Origin of the sequence: Riemerella anatipestifer, from assembly GCF_009670965.2 — a bacterium.
GTDB lineage: Bacteria > Bacteroidota > Bacteroidia > Flavobacteriales > Weeksellaceae > Riemerella > Riemerella anatipestifer_B.
Genome location: NZ_CP073239.1, coordinates 1,575,211 through 1,589,790, shown reverse-complemented (window position 1 = coordinate 1,589,790; position 14,580 = coordinate 1,575,211). Strand labels below are relative to the sequence as shown.

Sequence of the window (14,580 nt, the reverse complement as noted above, 5' to 3'; positions counted from 1 at the left end):
ATTTATAATTAAAAGTCTATTTGCTTAATCATTCTAAAGTACCTCTGTACCACACTAGGGTCTGGATTAAGAGAAACCTCATTCTCTCCTTTTCCTTCGTAATTAAACTGACTAAGCACATATCTTATCGCTTCTAACCTCGCTCTCTTTTTATTATCAGACTTCACCACTACCCAAGGCGAAAAGGCATTATGAGTTCTAGAAAACATCTGATTTTTGTATTTTGTGAACTCATCCCATAGTTCCTGTCCTTTTTCATCTACAGGACTATATTTCCATTTTTTCAGCGGATTTTGAAGTCTACTATTAAAACGGAATAACTGTTCATCTTTGCTTACAGAAAACCAAAATTTAATAATATGTGTCCCCGATTCGTAAAGCATATGCTCAAACTCTGGCACCTGAACCATATATTCCTCATATTGCTCTGGTGTACAGAACCCCATCACAGGCTCTACTACCGCTCTATTATACCAACTCCTATCAAAGAAAACAATCTCACCAGAATTGGGAAGTTCTTTAATATACCTACGAAAATACCATTGTCCTCGCTCCACATCCGTAGGCTTATTAAGAGCTACAATACGCATAGCACGAGGGTTAAGATGTTCTGCAAAACGCTTAATAGTTCCGCCTTTACCAGAAGCGTCTCTCCCTTCAAAAATAATAGCAACTTTTTTACCTGTATTTTTAATCCAGTTCTGAAGATTTACAAGTTCAGCTTGTAACAATTTTAACTCATCTTCATACTCTATTTTTTCTATAAGAGCAGCATATTTGGAATCTTCATCTTGATGCTTATAGAGGTATTTCATCAAATCCCCCTTGGTTTTCATTTTCTCTAAATCAGTCTTTGGTATCATATAATAATCTTACTTTTATTTTACTCTATAAAGTTAAGATTATTTAGCTAAAAATGAAAAGTATCTAAGATGATTTTTAACAGCAAGAAAAGTCTAAAAACAAAAAAACCTCCAGTTACTACTAGAGGTTCTAACCATAAATACTGCGATCCGGACGGGGCTCGAACCCGCGACCACCTGCGTGACAGGCAGGTATTCTAACCAACTGAACTACCGGATCATTAAATAGTTATAAAAAAGCGATCCGGACGGGGCTCGAACCCGCGACCACCTGCGTGACAGGCAGGTATTCTAACCAGCTGAACTACCGGATCTTTTTATAAGAACATTATTCTTAATTATGTATCAGAACGCTTATCTGAATAATGTGGTTGCAAAAGTATAACTTTTTTCAATACAAACAAAATTTTATATAAAAAAAAGCACCTTCATTTTAGAAAGTGCTTATAAATCAATTTATTTTTTTTATAAATGTGCTGATAATTTTTCTGCAATAACCTCCTTAGGAGACACGCCTACTAACTTATCTACCACTTCTCCATTCTTGAAGATAAGAACTGTAGGTATATTTCTAATACCGTACTCCATAGCTACCTGCTGATTGTTATCTACATCTACCTTACCCACAACCGCTTTACCTTCAAAATCATTTGCTAATTCTTCTACGATAGGCCCTAACATTCTGCATGGCCCACACCATACTGCCCAAAAGTCTACTAATACAGGCTTGTCTGAGTTTATTACTACTTCTTTAAAATTGCTGTCTGTAATTTCTAATGCCATAATTTTACATTTTTAGTCTGCAAATATATTACTTTATTCTTTTATTTTAGTATTTATATATCGATAGTTAATATCGTTTATTTCTATAATTCTTGCTGTATTTCTTTAAGAGCCTGTACTAACGCATCTATATCTGTCTTAGTGGTAAGATGACTAAAAGATACTCTTAGAGGTGTAGTATGCTCCATATCATCTTCATCTACCACCATCATCATTACCATAGAAGGCTTACCAGCCCCAGAACTACAAGCACTCCCTTGAGAAATAGCAATCCCTTTCATATCCAACTGCAAGCTCAATAATGGGTTTTTAAACGGTAATAAAACACTCAATACCGTATAAAGACTACTATTCTGTTCTGCACTTCTTCCGTTAAATTTAACTCCTGAAATATTTTCAGATAATTGCTCTATTGCGTAATTCTTTATTTCTTTAATATGAGAAGTATAGCTTTCTAGGTTGCTCATTGCAATTTCTAAAGCCTTACCAAGTCCTACAATACCACTCACATTTTCCGTACCTGCACGAAGACTTCTCTCCTGAGGTCCTCCTGTTATAAGCGACTGAAGCCCTGAAGCTTTCCTAACAAAAGCAAACCCCACTCCTTTAGGTCCGTGGAATTTATGAGCACTACAAGAGGCAAAATCCAAAGGCACTTCTTGAAAATCTAAATCTAAATGAGCTACCGTTTGCACCGTATCCGAATGGAATAAAGCTCCATTTTCTTTACACAGTGTAGATACCTTTTTGATGTCTAAAATATTACCTATCTCATTATTGGCGTGCATTAGAGTAACCAAAGTTTTTTTATCCGATTTCTTTAACTCTTGCTCTAGTTTTACCAAATCTATATCCCCCTGTGCATTAGAGCGAAGATATACCAACTCCACTCCCTTGCGTTTCTTCATATCCAAGCAAGTCTCCGCCACGCATTTGTGCTCTATAGGAGAGGTAATAATTCGCTCCACCCCCAAATGCTCCACGCAAGATTTAATAATCATATTATTAGACTCTGTACCGCACGAAGTAAAGATAATTTCGCCAGGTTGCACCTTTAAATAATCGGCGATTTGGCGTCTCACAGCTTCTATCCTAGTTTTAGCCTCTTGCCCTATACTATGCGTAGAAGAAGGATTACCATAACAAAATTTCATAGAGTTTACCATTTCCTCTATTACTTCGTCTAAAAGTGGCGTAGTAGCCGCATTATCTAAATATATTTTACTCATTTTTTATTTCAGTATAATATTATTAAACTTTAAATCTTTAGAAACTGAAAAAACCATCCACGGTGTGGTAATGACCTGCACTTGCATTTCTGGTTCTCTAATAGATGTTTTTTGGGGCGAAGAAGACTGATTTTTTTTCATATAAACTTCCAAAGTATTACCTACCAACTTAACACTATCAATCCCCTGAGGCTTATGCATACCTGCTCTAAAAGTTCCTAAATGATAAAGAATTACTTGTTGATTTTTAGGAAAAATTAATTTAGGCTCTTTACTCTTCTCCTCGTTTGGATTTAAAACTACAAATTGATTCGCAGATAAAACCCTATTAAGTTCCTCTTGAGAGTTTATAAGTCTAAATCCCCTCTTTTCTTCCCCTCCAGAAGCTTCCGAATAAAACAATCTTTCCTCTTGTTTTTGCTGATTACTAATCTCTTGTTTCATAACTTTCCGCTTTTGAGGAGTACACATCGTAAAGATGCCTAAACCCAAGGTTAAAAGTAAATTTTTCATCACCAATATTTTTGGCTAATTTAATGAAAAAATTGAAACAAACCTTCATTAGCCCATTTCAGCACTGCGTGGTCTCCTGCTGTATCTCCAAAGGCTATACTTTTATCATATTTAAGCCCTTCTGTAGCCTGTTTTATTCTTTTTACTTTTTCTTCTCCGTTGCAATTTTTGGTTTTAAACTTACCTGAAAATTTCCCATCTTTAAACTCGGCTTCCGTAGCCAAAAGCCCCATACCAAAATGCTCCGCAAAAGGACGAACCCAAATATCCAACGATGCTGTTACAATGAACGCCACCGTCTTCTCTTTATCTATTTTTTCTATAAATTCCAAAGCATTAGTCCTGAAAAGTTTTGGATAATATTCTTCAAAAAAGGCTTTAGACCTCTTCTCTATTCGTTCTTTAGATTCTCCTGCAAGTATAGAAGCAATAAAGCTCTCTTTGACCTTCTCTGCTTTGAGAAGTTTCATTTTCAAAAGAATAAAAAGTGGAATGTACCTTAAAAATTGTATTCTATATTTACTGCTGTTATAGAATTTAAGATATAGAAATAAAGTGTCCTCTGTGGTAAGTGTACCATCAAAGTCGAATAGATATAGTTTTTTCATAAATAAAGAAAGGTACTTTAGGAGCTAATTTTAAAGTTTCAGTTTTTTAAATATAAACTCAGGAATGTTTTTTATAATCAGCATAATAGCCCACCATACAGGCAATACATACGCCACATTCCTTTTGGCTTTGTAAGCTTTATATATAGACGCCGCTGCTTGTTTAGGTGTTGCGGTGAGTTTTGGATTAAGTGGCATACCTTCCGTCATTTTGGTTGCCATAAAACCTGGCTTCACCGTCATTACGTGCACTTTTCTGTGGAACAAATAATTTCTAAGTCCGCTTAGATAAGCGGTTAATCCCGCCTTAGCACTTCCGTAAATAAAATTACTCTGTCTGCCTCTATCTCCCGCTACTGAAGACAAAACCACCATAGTTCCAGCTCTTTTAGATGCCATTTTTTCAGCAAAATAATTGAGCAACGGAATAAGTTTGGCGTAGTTAATATCAACGATAGCTTCTGTATTTTTGTGATTTAATAATCCCTCTTCGGTGCCTTTACCTAAGTAACCAGAAGCACAGAATAAAAGCTCCGAATCTACTTCTTCTAATACTTTGAAATCAATAGGTTGCATTAAATCCAACATGATAACTTGGCTATGCTGAAGATATTTTACTTCTATATGTTTTGCAAATTTCTCTGCACTTTCTCTATTAGAAGTGAAAAGATAAAGATTCCTAAATCTTTGCCCCTCAGACAACACCTCTTCCACAAAGGCTTGTGCCACTTCTGAATTACTACCTAGTACAATCATATTTTAAGATTTTGGAGAATTAAGATTCTCTTTTCAAAAGGTAATTAGCCAACTCTATAAAAGGTTGTTTTTTATCTTCTGGTAGATTAATGGTTTTTAAACAATCTTGACCGATTTGGTTGTGCTTTTGTATCAATCTCAGCACCTTTTCATCTACTTTTGTTCTTCTAAAAATCTTTTCTACACAGTAGATTTTGTCTATATTATCCGTCTTTTTAGAGTACCAATAGTTAAGCTCTTTTCGCTCTTCCTCAGTCGCGTTTTCCATTGCTAATAGGTAAAGTACTGTCTTTTTATTTTCAAAAATATCACCTGCGTGTTTCTTTCCAAACTGCTCCTGATTTCCGAAGACATCTAAATAATCGTCCATAATCTGGAACGCAATCCCGATATGTTTACCAAATTGATACAATGCCTCTGCCTCCTGCTCGGTAGCTCCTGCTACCATAGCTCCTATCTTAAACGAAGCGGCACTAAGCACCCCCGTTTTATAGGTTATCATTTTTATATAATCTTCGTAGGTAACGCTAGAGTTGGTTTCAAAATTAACGTCCATCTGCTGCCCCTCGCAAAGCACTGCTCCCGTTTCGGAAAATAAAGTGATACACTTTTTAAATAGTTCTGGCTCTAAATCTTCAAAAAACTGATAGGCTTTAATGAGTAATGCATCTCCCGACAGAATACCTACATTGATGCCGTGTAGCGTATGTATTGTAGGTTTATTTCTTCTAAGTGGGGCATCGTCCATAATATCGTCGTGGATAAGCGTAAAATTATGAAAAAACTCTATAGCCAAAGCTGGTTTCATCGCCTTTTCTAAACTACCTCCAAAAAGTTCACACCCCATTAGTACCATAATAGGTCTCAGGCGTTTCCCTCCATGAGAAATGATATAGTTCATAGGCTCATAGAGTTCTTTCGGCTCGTTTTTGAATTGATGCTTTTCTATTGCTTCCGCTACTAGGTCTTGGTATCTGTCTAAGAATTTCATAAGTCTTTTTTATCCGTGAATATTGCCACAAAAATAATGATTTATACAGACAAAGCATAATAATAAAAGACAAATCCTAATACTTTATAATTGCATTCCCTCTATTCTCACACTAAAAACAAAGTCATTATTTTATACTTTGTTCATCATTGGTATAATATCCTATATCAAATGGAGCTTCATCTCCATACTTTATATCCAAAATCACTTTTATGTTTTAAATAATTTATTATATTTGAAGCATAACAATCTAAAAAAGTATATTATGAAAAATCTGAAAAATTGGACCTTATTGTTCCTTACCTTGTTTGTGGTTAGCGTGTATTCGCAAAAAGTAAACCTTACCAATGTACCTACCAAAACACAAACTTTTGATGTGGCTAGTTTTAACCAGCTTAAAGTTCAGTCCAATATAGGAGTTAAATTAGTAAAATCTAATAAAGAGAAAGTGGAGGTAACTTCTAACGCTTTAGATTACCTTACCGTTGTTTCTAGCAATGGTGTGCTTACATTAAAATACAAGCCTAACACCTCTCTAAAAAATGCTAAAACCAAAGCCATCGTCTATACCAAAAACATCAACAAAATGGAATTGAGCGGTGCTTCTTCGGTAGAGAGTCAAGACACATTCAGTACTAGTGATATTCGTTTGAGCGGAGCTTCTAATGTTTCTGGAAACTTTAATGCTAAAAACATCAACCTTAGTTGCAGTGGTGCAAGTGATTTTAAAGGCAACCTAAATGCCGACAGTACTATCATTAAGCTCAGTGGCGCAAGTGACTTTAAAGGTAACCTAAATGCCGACAATACTGCCATTAAGATTAGTGGAGCAAGTAATACCTCTGGAACTATTACCGTTAAGAGTGCTAAAATTGAAGTAAGCGGTGCATCTAACATCAACAGTAAAATAAATGCAGCTAATGTAACTACTTTGGAAGTTTCTAGTGCTTCTGAAGTTGTTTTAAAAGGAAGTTCTAACAAAATAATAGCCCGTGCTAGTGGAGCTTCTAAAATAGATTTATCTGACTTGTCTTACAGCAGTATAGAAAAAGAAAGCCACTCTATGAGTAAAATAATTTCCAAATAACCAAATAACTTATTTTATATAAAATAAATACGGCTACTCCTTTAGGAGTAGCCGTATTTTTTATAATGTTACCAAGTATAATTGTATTTACTTAGTTTTCATCTCTGTATAGTATTGGAAGAAATATGGGATACTTTCTATACCTTTATAGAAGTTGTATAAACCATAATGCTCATTAGGAGAATGTATTGCATCTGTATCCAAACCAAAGCCCATCAATACACATTTAGCTCCTAAAACTTCCTCAAACAACGCCGTAATTGGGATACTACCACCACTTCTAAATGGTAAAACTTCTTTTCCAAAAGCTTTTTCCATTGCTTTTTTAGCAGCTAAAAACTCATTGGTATCACTCTTTAAAACATAAGGCATTCCTCCGTGGTGTGGTGTTACTTTTACTTTAACGCTATCTGATGCTATTTTCTTAAAGTGATTTACAAATTTCTCCGTAATTTCTTCTGGTGTTTGGTTAGGCACTAACCTCATTGAAATTTTAGCAAATGCCTTAGATGGTATTACGGTTTTAGCACCTTCCCCAATATAGCCTCCCCACATACCATTAACATCTAAAGTTGGTCTAATAGAAGTTCTTTCCAAAGTAGTATAGCCTTCTTCTCCTTGTATACCATTAAGCCCAATTGACTTTTTAAAAGACTCTACATCGTCTTTCAATTTATTCATTTCTGCTCTTTCCTCAAGAGAAACAACTTCTACATTGTCGTAGAAACCTTCCACTGTTATTCTCCCATTATCATCTATAAGGCTACCTATCATCTTAGACAACACATTGATAGGGTTAGGAACAGCTCCTCCATAAAGCCCAGAATGTAAATCTCGGTTAGGACCTTCTACCTCTACTTCCACATAGCTAAGACCTCTAAGCCCCGTAGTTACCGTAGGTTGCTCCATAGAGTAAAGCCCCGTATCCGAAATCAGAATAACATCACAAGACAGTTTAGATTGGTTTTCTTTAAGGAAATCTGCCAAACTAGCCGAACCAACTTCTTCCTCGCCTTCTATGATAAATTTAACATTGCAAGGAAGGACATTGGTCTTCATCATCGCTTCAAACGCCTTTAAATGCATAAAAAACTGACCTTTATCGTCTGCCGCTCCTCTTGCAAAAATTGCTCCTTCTGGGTGCAGAGGAGTTTCTTTAACTACAGGCTCAAAAGGACCACTTTCCCACAATTCCAAAGGGTCTGGCGGCTGCACATCGTAATGCCCATAAACTAATACCGTAGGAAGTGACGGGTCTATAATTTTCTCACCAAATACAATAGGGTAACCTTTAGTTTCGCATACCTCCACCGCATCTGCTCCCGCATTAGCTAGGTGTTTTGCTACCTCTTCAGCACAGTTAAGCACATCTTGATTATAAGCTGGGTCTGCACTAATAGAAGCTATTTTAAGCAATTCTATAAGTTCGTCTAAAAATCTTTTCTTGTGGTTTTGAATGTAATTTTGTGTTTCTTGCATCAGTTTATTTTTGATGTAGTAAAAGTAATTATTTTTAATGAAATAAAAAAACGCCCCTCCCAAAGCTAGGAGAGACGCAGATTATGTACTTGTACTTTTCTTATTTTGTGAATCTTACAGACATTTTTCTATCCGAAGCTCTTTCTTCATCAGAAGCATCTGCTGCTACTTTAGCAAATTTACTTCCATACCCTTCTGCCGATACCACTTGAGCTCCTACGCCTGCTTTTTCTAACTGAGCCTTAATAAATTCTGCTCTAGCTTGAGATATTTTAACATTAGTTTCCTCGCTACCTGTTTTATCTGTATAACCTCCAATTTTAATTTTAGCGTCTGGATATGCCTTTAATATTTTCGCTAAGTTATCTATTTGTTCTGCACCAGACTCTAACTGATTGGTAGAACCCATTTTAAAGTTAACATGGTCAAAATCATACCAAACATTCTTAAGAACATCGTCTGAAGAAGATGCATACTTCCCCGACTTAAGGAAAGATAACATCGTATCTTCCATTCCACCTTTATATCCTTTCAGCGTAACACCTTCCAAGTCTATAGTTACCTCTTCTTTAACTCCTGAAGCATGATAACCTTCCGCGTGAGCAGAATGCCCATTACCTTGTGCATCATCTGTATATCTTTCTACTCCTTCTTCTAGTTTAAGAATATTCTTATTGCCTCCTGGCTGAATCTTCTTACAAGATACCATAAACGAAATAGCAGCTACTGCAAAAATATATTTTTTCATTCTTTTAAATTTTGTCCCAAAGTTAATAAATCTCTTTTTAATAGCCTAAATATTTATTTTTAATTTTTATTTAGATCTCAAAATCACTTTACCTTTTATGGTTTGAGTAAAAATAAGATAGTTCTGTCCCCCATCTTTAAGTTTGTATTTTTTCTTAATTTCTACAGGATTTAGTGGGTAATTTTTTGAAATAATATTATACTGCTCTCCCTTTTTTATTTCCTTAGACAAAACCTCTTCTACCTCCAAAACTCGCCCTGGAAAATCTAATATTTTTTCTTCCGAAGTATAGAGGTGTGTGTTAATATGTAGCTTATTCAGTTGGTATTTTTGTGCAATACTCTTGAACGCTCCCGATTTAAGTATAGCTCCATTAGGAATATACAGATATTTCTTCGCTTCAGAAAAAGATACTTGAGTATCCTCCTCATCTTTTATAACAAACGAAAAATCGGGCTCGTTTGTTTCTAAATTAAAACATCTGCAAAGCGGAGAGCTGTTTTCCTCTACACTTCTGTCCATCAAAACTAAAACTTCCTTCACTTCATTTTTTACCGCTATAATATCTATGGAGACGATATGAGACAAAACGGAAATCAAATATTTAATATCAATAAGAGGAGAAAGTTTAACCAACACCTTGGGAGAAATCTCCAAAAGTTGATTTTTAATCTCTAAGATATTAGGCGATAAATCCTCTAAAAGAAATTTTTTATTTTTATTATTATCTCTTCTAGCAGGGTCTAGATAGACCAAATCATACACCTCATTATTATTTTCTAGAAAAGTTTCTAGATTTGTATTGATGAAATCAGCCTCTCTCCCAAGTTCCGTCCAGTTATGTTTAACTAATGATAAAAGAGGGTTATTCTGCTCCACAAGAGTTACTTTTTTAAAATTTTGAGACAGAAAAAAAGCATCTATTCCGAAGCCACTAGTTAAATCCAAAAAGTGATTTCCACTAAACCATTCTCCTTTAAAAGAAGCCGTAGATTGCGAAGAAGATTGCTCTAAATTAAGATGAGGAGGAAACAAAATACCACTTCTATCTAAAAAGGGGAACTTTTTACGAGCCACCCTCCGCCCTTCTATCTGCTGAACTAAATCTTGATTATTAACTCCTTCAAAAATCGGTTTTTTCAAAAGAATTTTCATCACATCTTCTTCGAGGTGTGCTTCTATAAAATCCTTCACTTCCTTTCTCTGTAGACACTCCATTCTGTTTTTAGTTTAGCTGTACAAAGGTAAACTTTTATATTTATTGCAACCATTTGTCCTTAATATTTCTTTTTTTAAATTCATTACAAAAGTCATTAGATTACTCATTTAGAAAAGAAGAAACTTTCGTATCTTTGACCCCTATTTTAACCCTTAAAAAATAAAGCAATGATAAACGTAAAAAACTATCTAGACTCTACTTATCTTAAAACCCCTGAACAGGCTGGAATTACTCTAGAAGAAACTAAAGCAAAGGTAAGAGAACTAACTGATGAAGCAATTGATAATGGACTTTTCGCTGTGATGATTCGTCCTGATTTTGTTAAAGAAACCAAAAATTATTTAGCTCAAAAAAATGCTAAAGTAGTATTGGGTACTGTAATTGGGTTTCACGAAGGTACAGCGAGTATAGAATCAAAACTAAATGAAGCTCAAAAAGCAATAGAAGATGGTGCTGATGAACTAGATTTTGTTATCAATTATACTGCTTACAAAAACGGCGAAAATGATTTAGTTAAAGACGAATTTTTGCGTTGTACAGAACTTTGCTTAAATCACAAAAAGATAGCAAAGTGGATTATTGAAATCGCAGCTCTTACAGATGCTCAAATAGCGGATTTGACTAAAAAAATAGCAACTTGGGCTACAGATACTTTTAAGGAAGAAGACCTAGAAAATATTTTTGTAAAATCTTCCACTGGTTTCTATCAAACAGAAGGTGGCAAACCTAATGGTGCTACTTTTGAAGGCATTGAAATAATGCTAGAAAACGCAGGGAAACTTCCTGTGAAAGCAGCAGGCGGTGTAAGAACTCTTGAGGACGCTGAAAAAATGATTGCTTTAGGCGTGAAAAGAATAGGTACTTCTTCAGCAATGGCTCTTGTAAAAGGCGAAAATACTTCGGAAGGATACTAAGAAATAAAAACATATTATTAAAAATAACCTCTGCTAAGAAGCAGAGGTTATTTTTTATCCTAAATACAAACTATAAAAAAACTCCATATCCTTTTGATATGGAGTTTTATTTTTATTAAAGTATTTGCAAATATTAAACTAATAATGCAAACGGATTTTCTAGGTAAGTCTTTAATGTTTGTAAAAACTCTGCACCAGTAGCACCATCTACCACACGGTGGTCACATGCTAAAGACAACTTCATAGTATTACCTACTACAATTTGTCCGTCTTTAACTACAGGCTTCTCTATAATAGCTCCTACCGAAAGAATACAAGAGTTTGGTTGATTGATAATAGAAGTAAATGTCTCTATTCCAAACATTCCAAGGTTGGATATTGAGAATGTAGAGCCTTCCATTTCATTAGCTTTAAGACCTTTAGATTTTGCTCTAGAAGCCATATCCTTAACTCCTGCAGAAATTTGACTATAATTCATAAAGTCTGCATTCTTCAATACAGGTACTACTAATCCGTCTGGAATAGCCACTGCCACACCAATATTGATGCTACCATGGTGAATAATCTTATCTCCTGCCCAGCTACTATTGATTTGAGGGTGCTTTCTAAGAGCCATAGCTGTCGCCTTAATCACCATATCGTTAAACGATACCTTAGTGTCAGGAAGTGAGTTAATTTCTTTTCTAGCAGTGATAGCTTTATCCATATTCACCTCTACCATTAGATAGTAGTGAGGTGCTGAAAACTTACTTTCAGAAAGTCTTTTTGCAATTACATTTCTAACCTGAGAGTTAGGTGTTTCTGTAGTTTCTCCAGCTACAAAATTCATAGCTACTTGTGCAGCTGGTGTTACAGAGGCAGAACGCTGTTCTGTTGCGTTTGGCTGATAGTTTTCTATATCTTTTTTTACGATTCTTCCGTTCTCTCCAGAACCTTTTAGATTTGTAATATCTATACCTTTCTCCTCTGCCATTTTTCTAGCCAATGGAGAAATAGCCACTCTATCTGTTGAAACACTAGCATTAGATTTTGAAACATTTTCTGCTTTTGTGCTAGAAGCTACACTTGACTGTTCTTGTTTAGTTTGAGGTGTGCTAGATACTCCACCATTAGAAACAATAGCAGAAACATCTGTTCCAGCAGGTCCTATAATGGCTAATATTTTATCTACTTCAGCCGCTTCTCCTTCTCCTACACCTTGGTATAAAAGAGTTCCGTTAAATTCTGATTCAAAATCTTGAACGGCTTTATCTGTTTCAATTTCAGCTAAAATATCTCCTTCTTTTACTGTATCTCCTACATTTTTATTCCATTTAGCTACTTTACCTTCTGTCATTGTATCAGACAGACGAGGCATATTAATTACCTCAACACCCTTAGGTATCTCTACTGATGATGTAGTTTCAGTTACCGTATTTTCTACAGAAGTATTTTCTGATGAAGCTGATTGAGACGTACTTTGATTACCGCCCACAAGCCCTGAAATATCTTCGCCTTCTTTCCCTATAATTGCCAAAATAGTATCTACAGGAGCGGCACTTCCTTCACTTACACCTACATAAAGTAGTGTTCCGTTAACCTCTGATTCAAAATCTTGAACGGCTTTATCTGTTTCTATTTCTGCAAGAATATCTCCTTCCTTTACAGCATCTCCAACCTGCTTATGCCATTTGGAAACCTTACCTTCTGTCATTGTATCAGAAAGGCGAGGCATTGTAATTATTTCTGCCATGTTGTTTTATTTATTATGTTTTAGATTTAATTTAAAGAATAAAAAATATTCCTTAAAATAATCTTCACTTAAATTTTAGTTTTCTAATTTATCTAAAAAAGGATAATCTGGTGTAGAATAGACATATTCATAAACCTTCTCAGCATCTGGGAAAGGAGAGCTCTCCATAAATTCCACACACTCCTCTACAAAAGCTCTAGAATTTTCATCAAGTTGTTCTAGCTCTGCTTCTGTAGCCCATTTGTTGTCTAAAATTCTTTGTTTTACAAGCTCAATAGGGTCTTGCTCTTTATGAATGGCCACTTCCTCTTTAGTTCTATAAGGCTCTGCATCAGACATTGAGTGTCCTCTGTAACGATAAGTTCTAGCTTCTATAAATGTAGGTCCGTCTCCTCTTCTTGCTCTTTCTATAGCTTCAAAAGCAGCCTCAGCAACTTTCTCAGGATCCATAGCATCTACTGGTAAACAAGGCATTTCATAACCTAAACCTAGTTTATAGATGTCTTCGTGGTTAGCAGTTCTTTTCACAGAAGTTCCCATAGCATACTGATTGTTTTCACAAACAAAAACTACTGGTAGTTTCCAGTTCATTGCCATATTGAATGTTTCATGTAAAGACCCTTGACGAACGGCTCCGTCTCCCATAAAACAAATATTAACTGCTTTTCTATCAAAATATTTATCAGCAAATGCAATACCTGCTCCCAAAGGAATTTGCCCACCAACAATACCATGTCCACCATAGAAACGGTGTTCTTTACTAAAAATATGCATAGAACCTCCCATACCTTGCGAAGTCCCTGTAGCTTTACCACATAGTTCTGCCATAATTCTCTTAGGGTCTACCCCCATCGCCATAGGATGTATGTGGCAACGGTAAGCAGTTATCATACTATCTTTAGTTAAATCCATAGCATGAGTAAATCCTGCTGGTATCGCTTCCTGCCCATTATAAAGGTGTAAAAAACCTCTAATTTTCTGTTTTAAGTAAAGAGAACGACACTTATCTTCAAAGCGTCTCCACATAGTCATATCTTCATACCACTTAAGGTAAACTTCTTTGGAAAATTCTTTCATAGCTATTTTCAAATATATTGCAAAAGTAAGAAAAATCTCATTTAATATAATACTCTTTCAAAAAGTTTATTAAACTGAAACTATGAAACTCACTTACTTCAATACAAAAAAAACAAAAACCCTTATATTTTTCACATTAGACATAAGGGTTTTAGCTAACATTTAGCTATTTTTGTAGCAAACTATTCATCAATGATAACACCACTCACTACCGCTGAGGAGCAACTTATGCAAGTTGTATGGGAATTACAGGGTGCATTCCTTAAAGATATTGTGGAAGCCTACCCAGAGCCCAAACCTCACCAAAATACCATTTCTACCTTCCTTAAAATATTAGTAGAAAAGGGATTCATAAGCACAGAGAAAGAAGGTCGAATTTTTTTCTACAAAATAGAAATTTCTAAACAGGAATATGAGCTTTTCTTACTCAAAAATTTTGTAGAAACTTATTATACCAATAACAAAAAACTACTTATAGAAAGGCTTTTAAACGAAGAACTCATCACTACCAAAGACCTTTCTAAATTCTGTAAAAAAGAAAAAAAGAAGAAGAAAAAAAAGAAAGAAAAATAAAACCTACC

Annotated in this window: 15 protein-coding genes and 2 tRNA genes; 3 read left to right on the top strand and 14 right to left on the bottom strand. The window is 35.1% G+C overall.

The window, feature by feature from the left end; genetic code table 11:
- Positions 1 to 8: 8 nt before the first annotated feature.
- The 9 genes from ppk2 to D1J36_RS07280 form a co-directional block, all read right to left on the bottom strand.
- Positions 9 to 863 carry a polyphosphate kinase 2 gene (gene ppk2 / locus D1J36_RS07320; protein ID WP_014938445.1) on the bottom strand — a complete coding sequence of 285 codons (855 nt, stop codon included), beginning with the start codon at positions 861 to 863 and terminating at the stop codon, positions 9 to 11.
- A gap of 146 nt (positions 864 to 1,009) precedes the next feature.
- A tRNA-Asp gene (locus tag D1J36_RS07315) sits at positions 1,010 to 1,083 on the bottom strand.
- A 20-nt stretch (positions 1,084 to 1,103) separates the two neighbouring features.
- Positions 1,104 to 1,177: transfer RNA gene (locus D1J36_RS07310), tRNA-Asp, on the bottom strand.
- A gap of 151 nt (positions 1,178 to 1,328) precedes the next feature.
- Entirely contained in the window at positions 1,329 to 1,646 is a 318-nt protein-coding gene (gene trxA, locus D1J36_RS07305; RefSeq protein WP_013446810.1) for a thioredoxin, read from the bottom strand.
- Positions 1,647 to 1,729: 83 nt separating this feature from the next.
- Entirely contained in the window at positions 1,730 to 2,875 is a 1,146-nt protein-coding gene (locus D1J36_RS07300; protein WP_154137934.1) for a cysteine desulfurase family protein, read from the bottom strand.
- Positions 2,876 to 2,878: 3 nt separating this feature from the next.
- A complete protein-coding gene (locus D1J36_RS07295; RefSeq protein ID WP_154137933.1) occupies positions 2,879 to 3,388 on the bottom strand; it encodes a hypothetical protein in 510 nt (169 codons plus the stop codon).
- Positions 3,389 to 3,408: 20 nt separating this feature from the next.
- Entirely contained in the window at positions 3,409 to 3,996 is a 588-nt protein-coding gene (locus tag D1J36_RS07290; protein WP_154137932.1) for an HAD family hydrolase, read from the bottom strand.
- Between the two features lie 30 nt (positions 3,997 to 4,026).
- Entirely contained in the window at positions 4,027 to 4,752 is a 726-nt protein-coding gene (locus D1J36_RS07285; protein ID WP_154137931.1) for an SDR family NAD(P)-dependent oxidoreductase, read from the bottom strand.
- Positions 4,753 to 4,771: 19 nt separating this feature from the next.
- Complete coding sequence (locus tag D1J36_RS07280; RefSeq protein ID WP_154137930.1) at positions 4,772 to 5,743, bottom strand: polyprenyl synthetase family protein; 972 nt, start codon at positions 5,741 to 5,743, stop codon at positions 4,772 to 4,774.
- A 265-nt stretch (positions 5,744 to 6,008) separates the two neighbouring features.
- On the opposite strand from D1J36_RS07280, the gene D1J36_RS07275 reads away from it, so the two are divergent.
- The gene (locus tag D1J36_RS07275) at positions 6,009 to 6,830 is read left to right on the top strand and encodes a GIN domain-containing protein (RefSeq protein WP_154137929.1); all 822 of its coding nucleotides are present in this window, start codon (positions 6,009 to 6,011) and stop codon (positions 6,828 to 6,830) included.
- 87 nt (positions 6,831 to 6,917) lie between these two features.
- On the opposite strand, the gene D1J36_RS07270 is transcribed toward D1J36_RS07275, so the two are convergent.
- The 3 genes from D1J36_RS07270 to D1J36_RS07260 form a co-directional block, all read right to left on the bottom strand.
- Positions 6,918 to 8,309, bottom strand: a complete 1,392-nt coding sequence (locus D1J36_RS07270; protein ID WP_154137928.1) for a dipeptidase — start codon at positions 8,307 to 8,309, stop codon at positions 6,918 to 6,920.
- Positions 8,310 to 8,409: 100 nt separating this feature from the next.
- A complete protein-coding gene (locus tag D1J36_RS07265) occupies positions 8,410 to 9,057 on the bottom strand; it encodes an OmpA family protein (protein WP_154137927.1) in 648 nt (215 codons plus the stop codon).
- Positions 9,058 to 9,123: 66 nt separating this feature from the next.
- Entirely contained in the window at positions 9,124 to 10,275 is a 1,152-nt protein-coding gene (locus D1J36_RS07260; protein WP_154137926.1) for a class I SAM-dependent methyltransferase, read from the bottom strand.
- A 168-nt stretch (positions 10,276 to 10,443) separates the two neighbouring features.
- Here D1J36_RS07260 and deoC point away from each other — a divergent pair, with 168 nt between their 5' ends.
- Entirely contained in the window at positions 10,444 to 11,190 is a 747-nt protein-coding gene (gene deoC / locus D1J36_RS07255) for a deoxyribose-phosphate aldolase (RefSeq protein WP_154137925.1), read from the top strand.
- A 133-nt stretch (positions 11,191 to 11,323) separates the two neighbouring features.
- Here the strand turns inward: deoC and D1J36_RS07250 are convergent, their stop codons facing one another.
- Both D1J36_RS07250 and pdhA read right to left on the bottom strand, forming a co-directional pair.
- Positions 11,324 to 12,922 (bottom strand): 2-oxo acid dehydrogenase subunit E2, encoded by a 1,599-nt coding sequence (locus tag D1J36_RS07250; RefSeq protein WP_154137924.1) that lies wholly within the window; start codon positions 12,920 to 12,922, stop codon positions 11,324 to 11,326.
- A gap of 75 nt (positions 12,923 to 12,997) precedes the next feature.
- Positions 12,998 to 13,999, bottom strand: a complete 1,002-nt coding sequence (pdhA, locus tag D1J36_RS07245; RefSeq protein ID WP_154137923.1) for a pyruvate dehydrogenase (acetyl-transferring) E1 component subunit alpha — start codon at positions 13,997 to 13,999, stop codon at positions 12,998 to 13,000.
- 192 nt (positions 14,000 to 14,191) lie between these two features.
- Here pdhA and D1J36_RS07240 point away from each other — a divergent pair, with 192 nt between their 5' ends.
- On the top strand, positions 14,192 to 14,572 hold the full coding sequence (locus D1J36_RS07240; protein WP_153928664.1) for a BlaI/MecI/CopY family transcriptional regulator: 381 nt from the start codon (positions 14,192 to 14,194) through the stop codon (positions 14,570 to 14,572).
- Positions 14,573 to 14,580 lie beyond the last annotated feature (8 nt).

Bases quoted from the DNA above. Each gene is read 5' to 3' on its own strand.
- D1J36_RS07290 (WP_154137932.1), bottom strand. From the start codon at position 3,996: ATGAAAAAACTATATCTATTCGACTTTGATGGTACACTTACCACAGAG.
- D1J36_RS07240 (WP_153928664.1), top strand. From the start codon at position 14,192: ATGATAACACCACTCACTACCGCTGAGGAGCAACTTATGCAAGTTGTA.
- pdhA (WP_154137923.1), bottom strand. From the start codon at position 13,999: ATGAAAGAATTTTCCAAAGAAGTTTACCTTAAGTGGTATGAAGATATG.
- D1J36_RS07280 (WP_154137930.1), bottom strand. From the start codon at position 5,743: ATGAAATTCTTAGACAGATACCAAGACCTAGTAGCGGAAGCAATAGAA.
- D1J36_RS07270 (WP_154137928.1), bottom strand. From the start codon at position 8,309: ATGCAAGAAACACAAAATTACATTCAAAACCACAAGAAAAGATTTTTA.
- D1J36_RS07275 (WP_154137929.1), top strand. From the start codon at position 6,009: ATGAAAAATCTGAAAAATTGGACCTTATTGTTCCTTACCTTGTTTGTG.
- deoC (WP_154137925.1), top strand. From the start codon at position 10,444: ATGATAAACGTAAAAAACTATCTAGACTCTACTTATCTTAAAACCCCT.
- D1J36_RS07260 (WP_154137926.1), bottom strand. From the start codon at position 10,275: ATGGAGTGTCTACAGAGAAAGGAAGTGAAGGATTTTATAGAAGCACAC.
- trxA (WP_013446810.1), bottom strand. From the start codon at position 1,646: ATGGCATTAGAAATTACAGACAGCAATTTTAAAGAAGTAGTAATAAAC.
- D1J36_RS07285 (WP_154137931.1), bottom strand. From the start codon at position 4,752: ATGATTGTACTAGGTAGTAATTCAGAAGTGGCACAAGCCTTTGTGGAA.
- D1J36_RS07250 (WP_154137924.1), bottom strand. From the start codon at position 12,922: ATGGCAGAAATAATTACAATGCCTCGCCTTTCTGATACAATGACAGAA.
- D1J36_RS07300 (WP_154137934.1), bottom strand. From the start codon at position 2,875: ATGAGTAAAATATATTTAGATAATGCGGCTACTACGCCACTTTTAGAC.
- D1J36_RS07265 (WP_154137927.1), bottom strand. From the start codon at position 9,057: ATGAAAAAATATATTTTTGCAGTAGCTGCTATTTCGTTTATGGTATCT.
- ppk2 (WP_014938445.1), bottom strand. From the start codon at position 863: ATGATACCAAAGACTGATTTAGAGAAAATGAAAACCAAGGGGGATTTG.
- D1J36_RS07295 (WP_154137933.1), bottom strand. From the start codon at position 3,388: ATGAAAAATTTACTTTTAACCTTGGGTTTAGGCATCTTTACGATGTGT.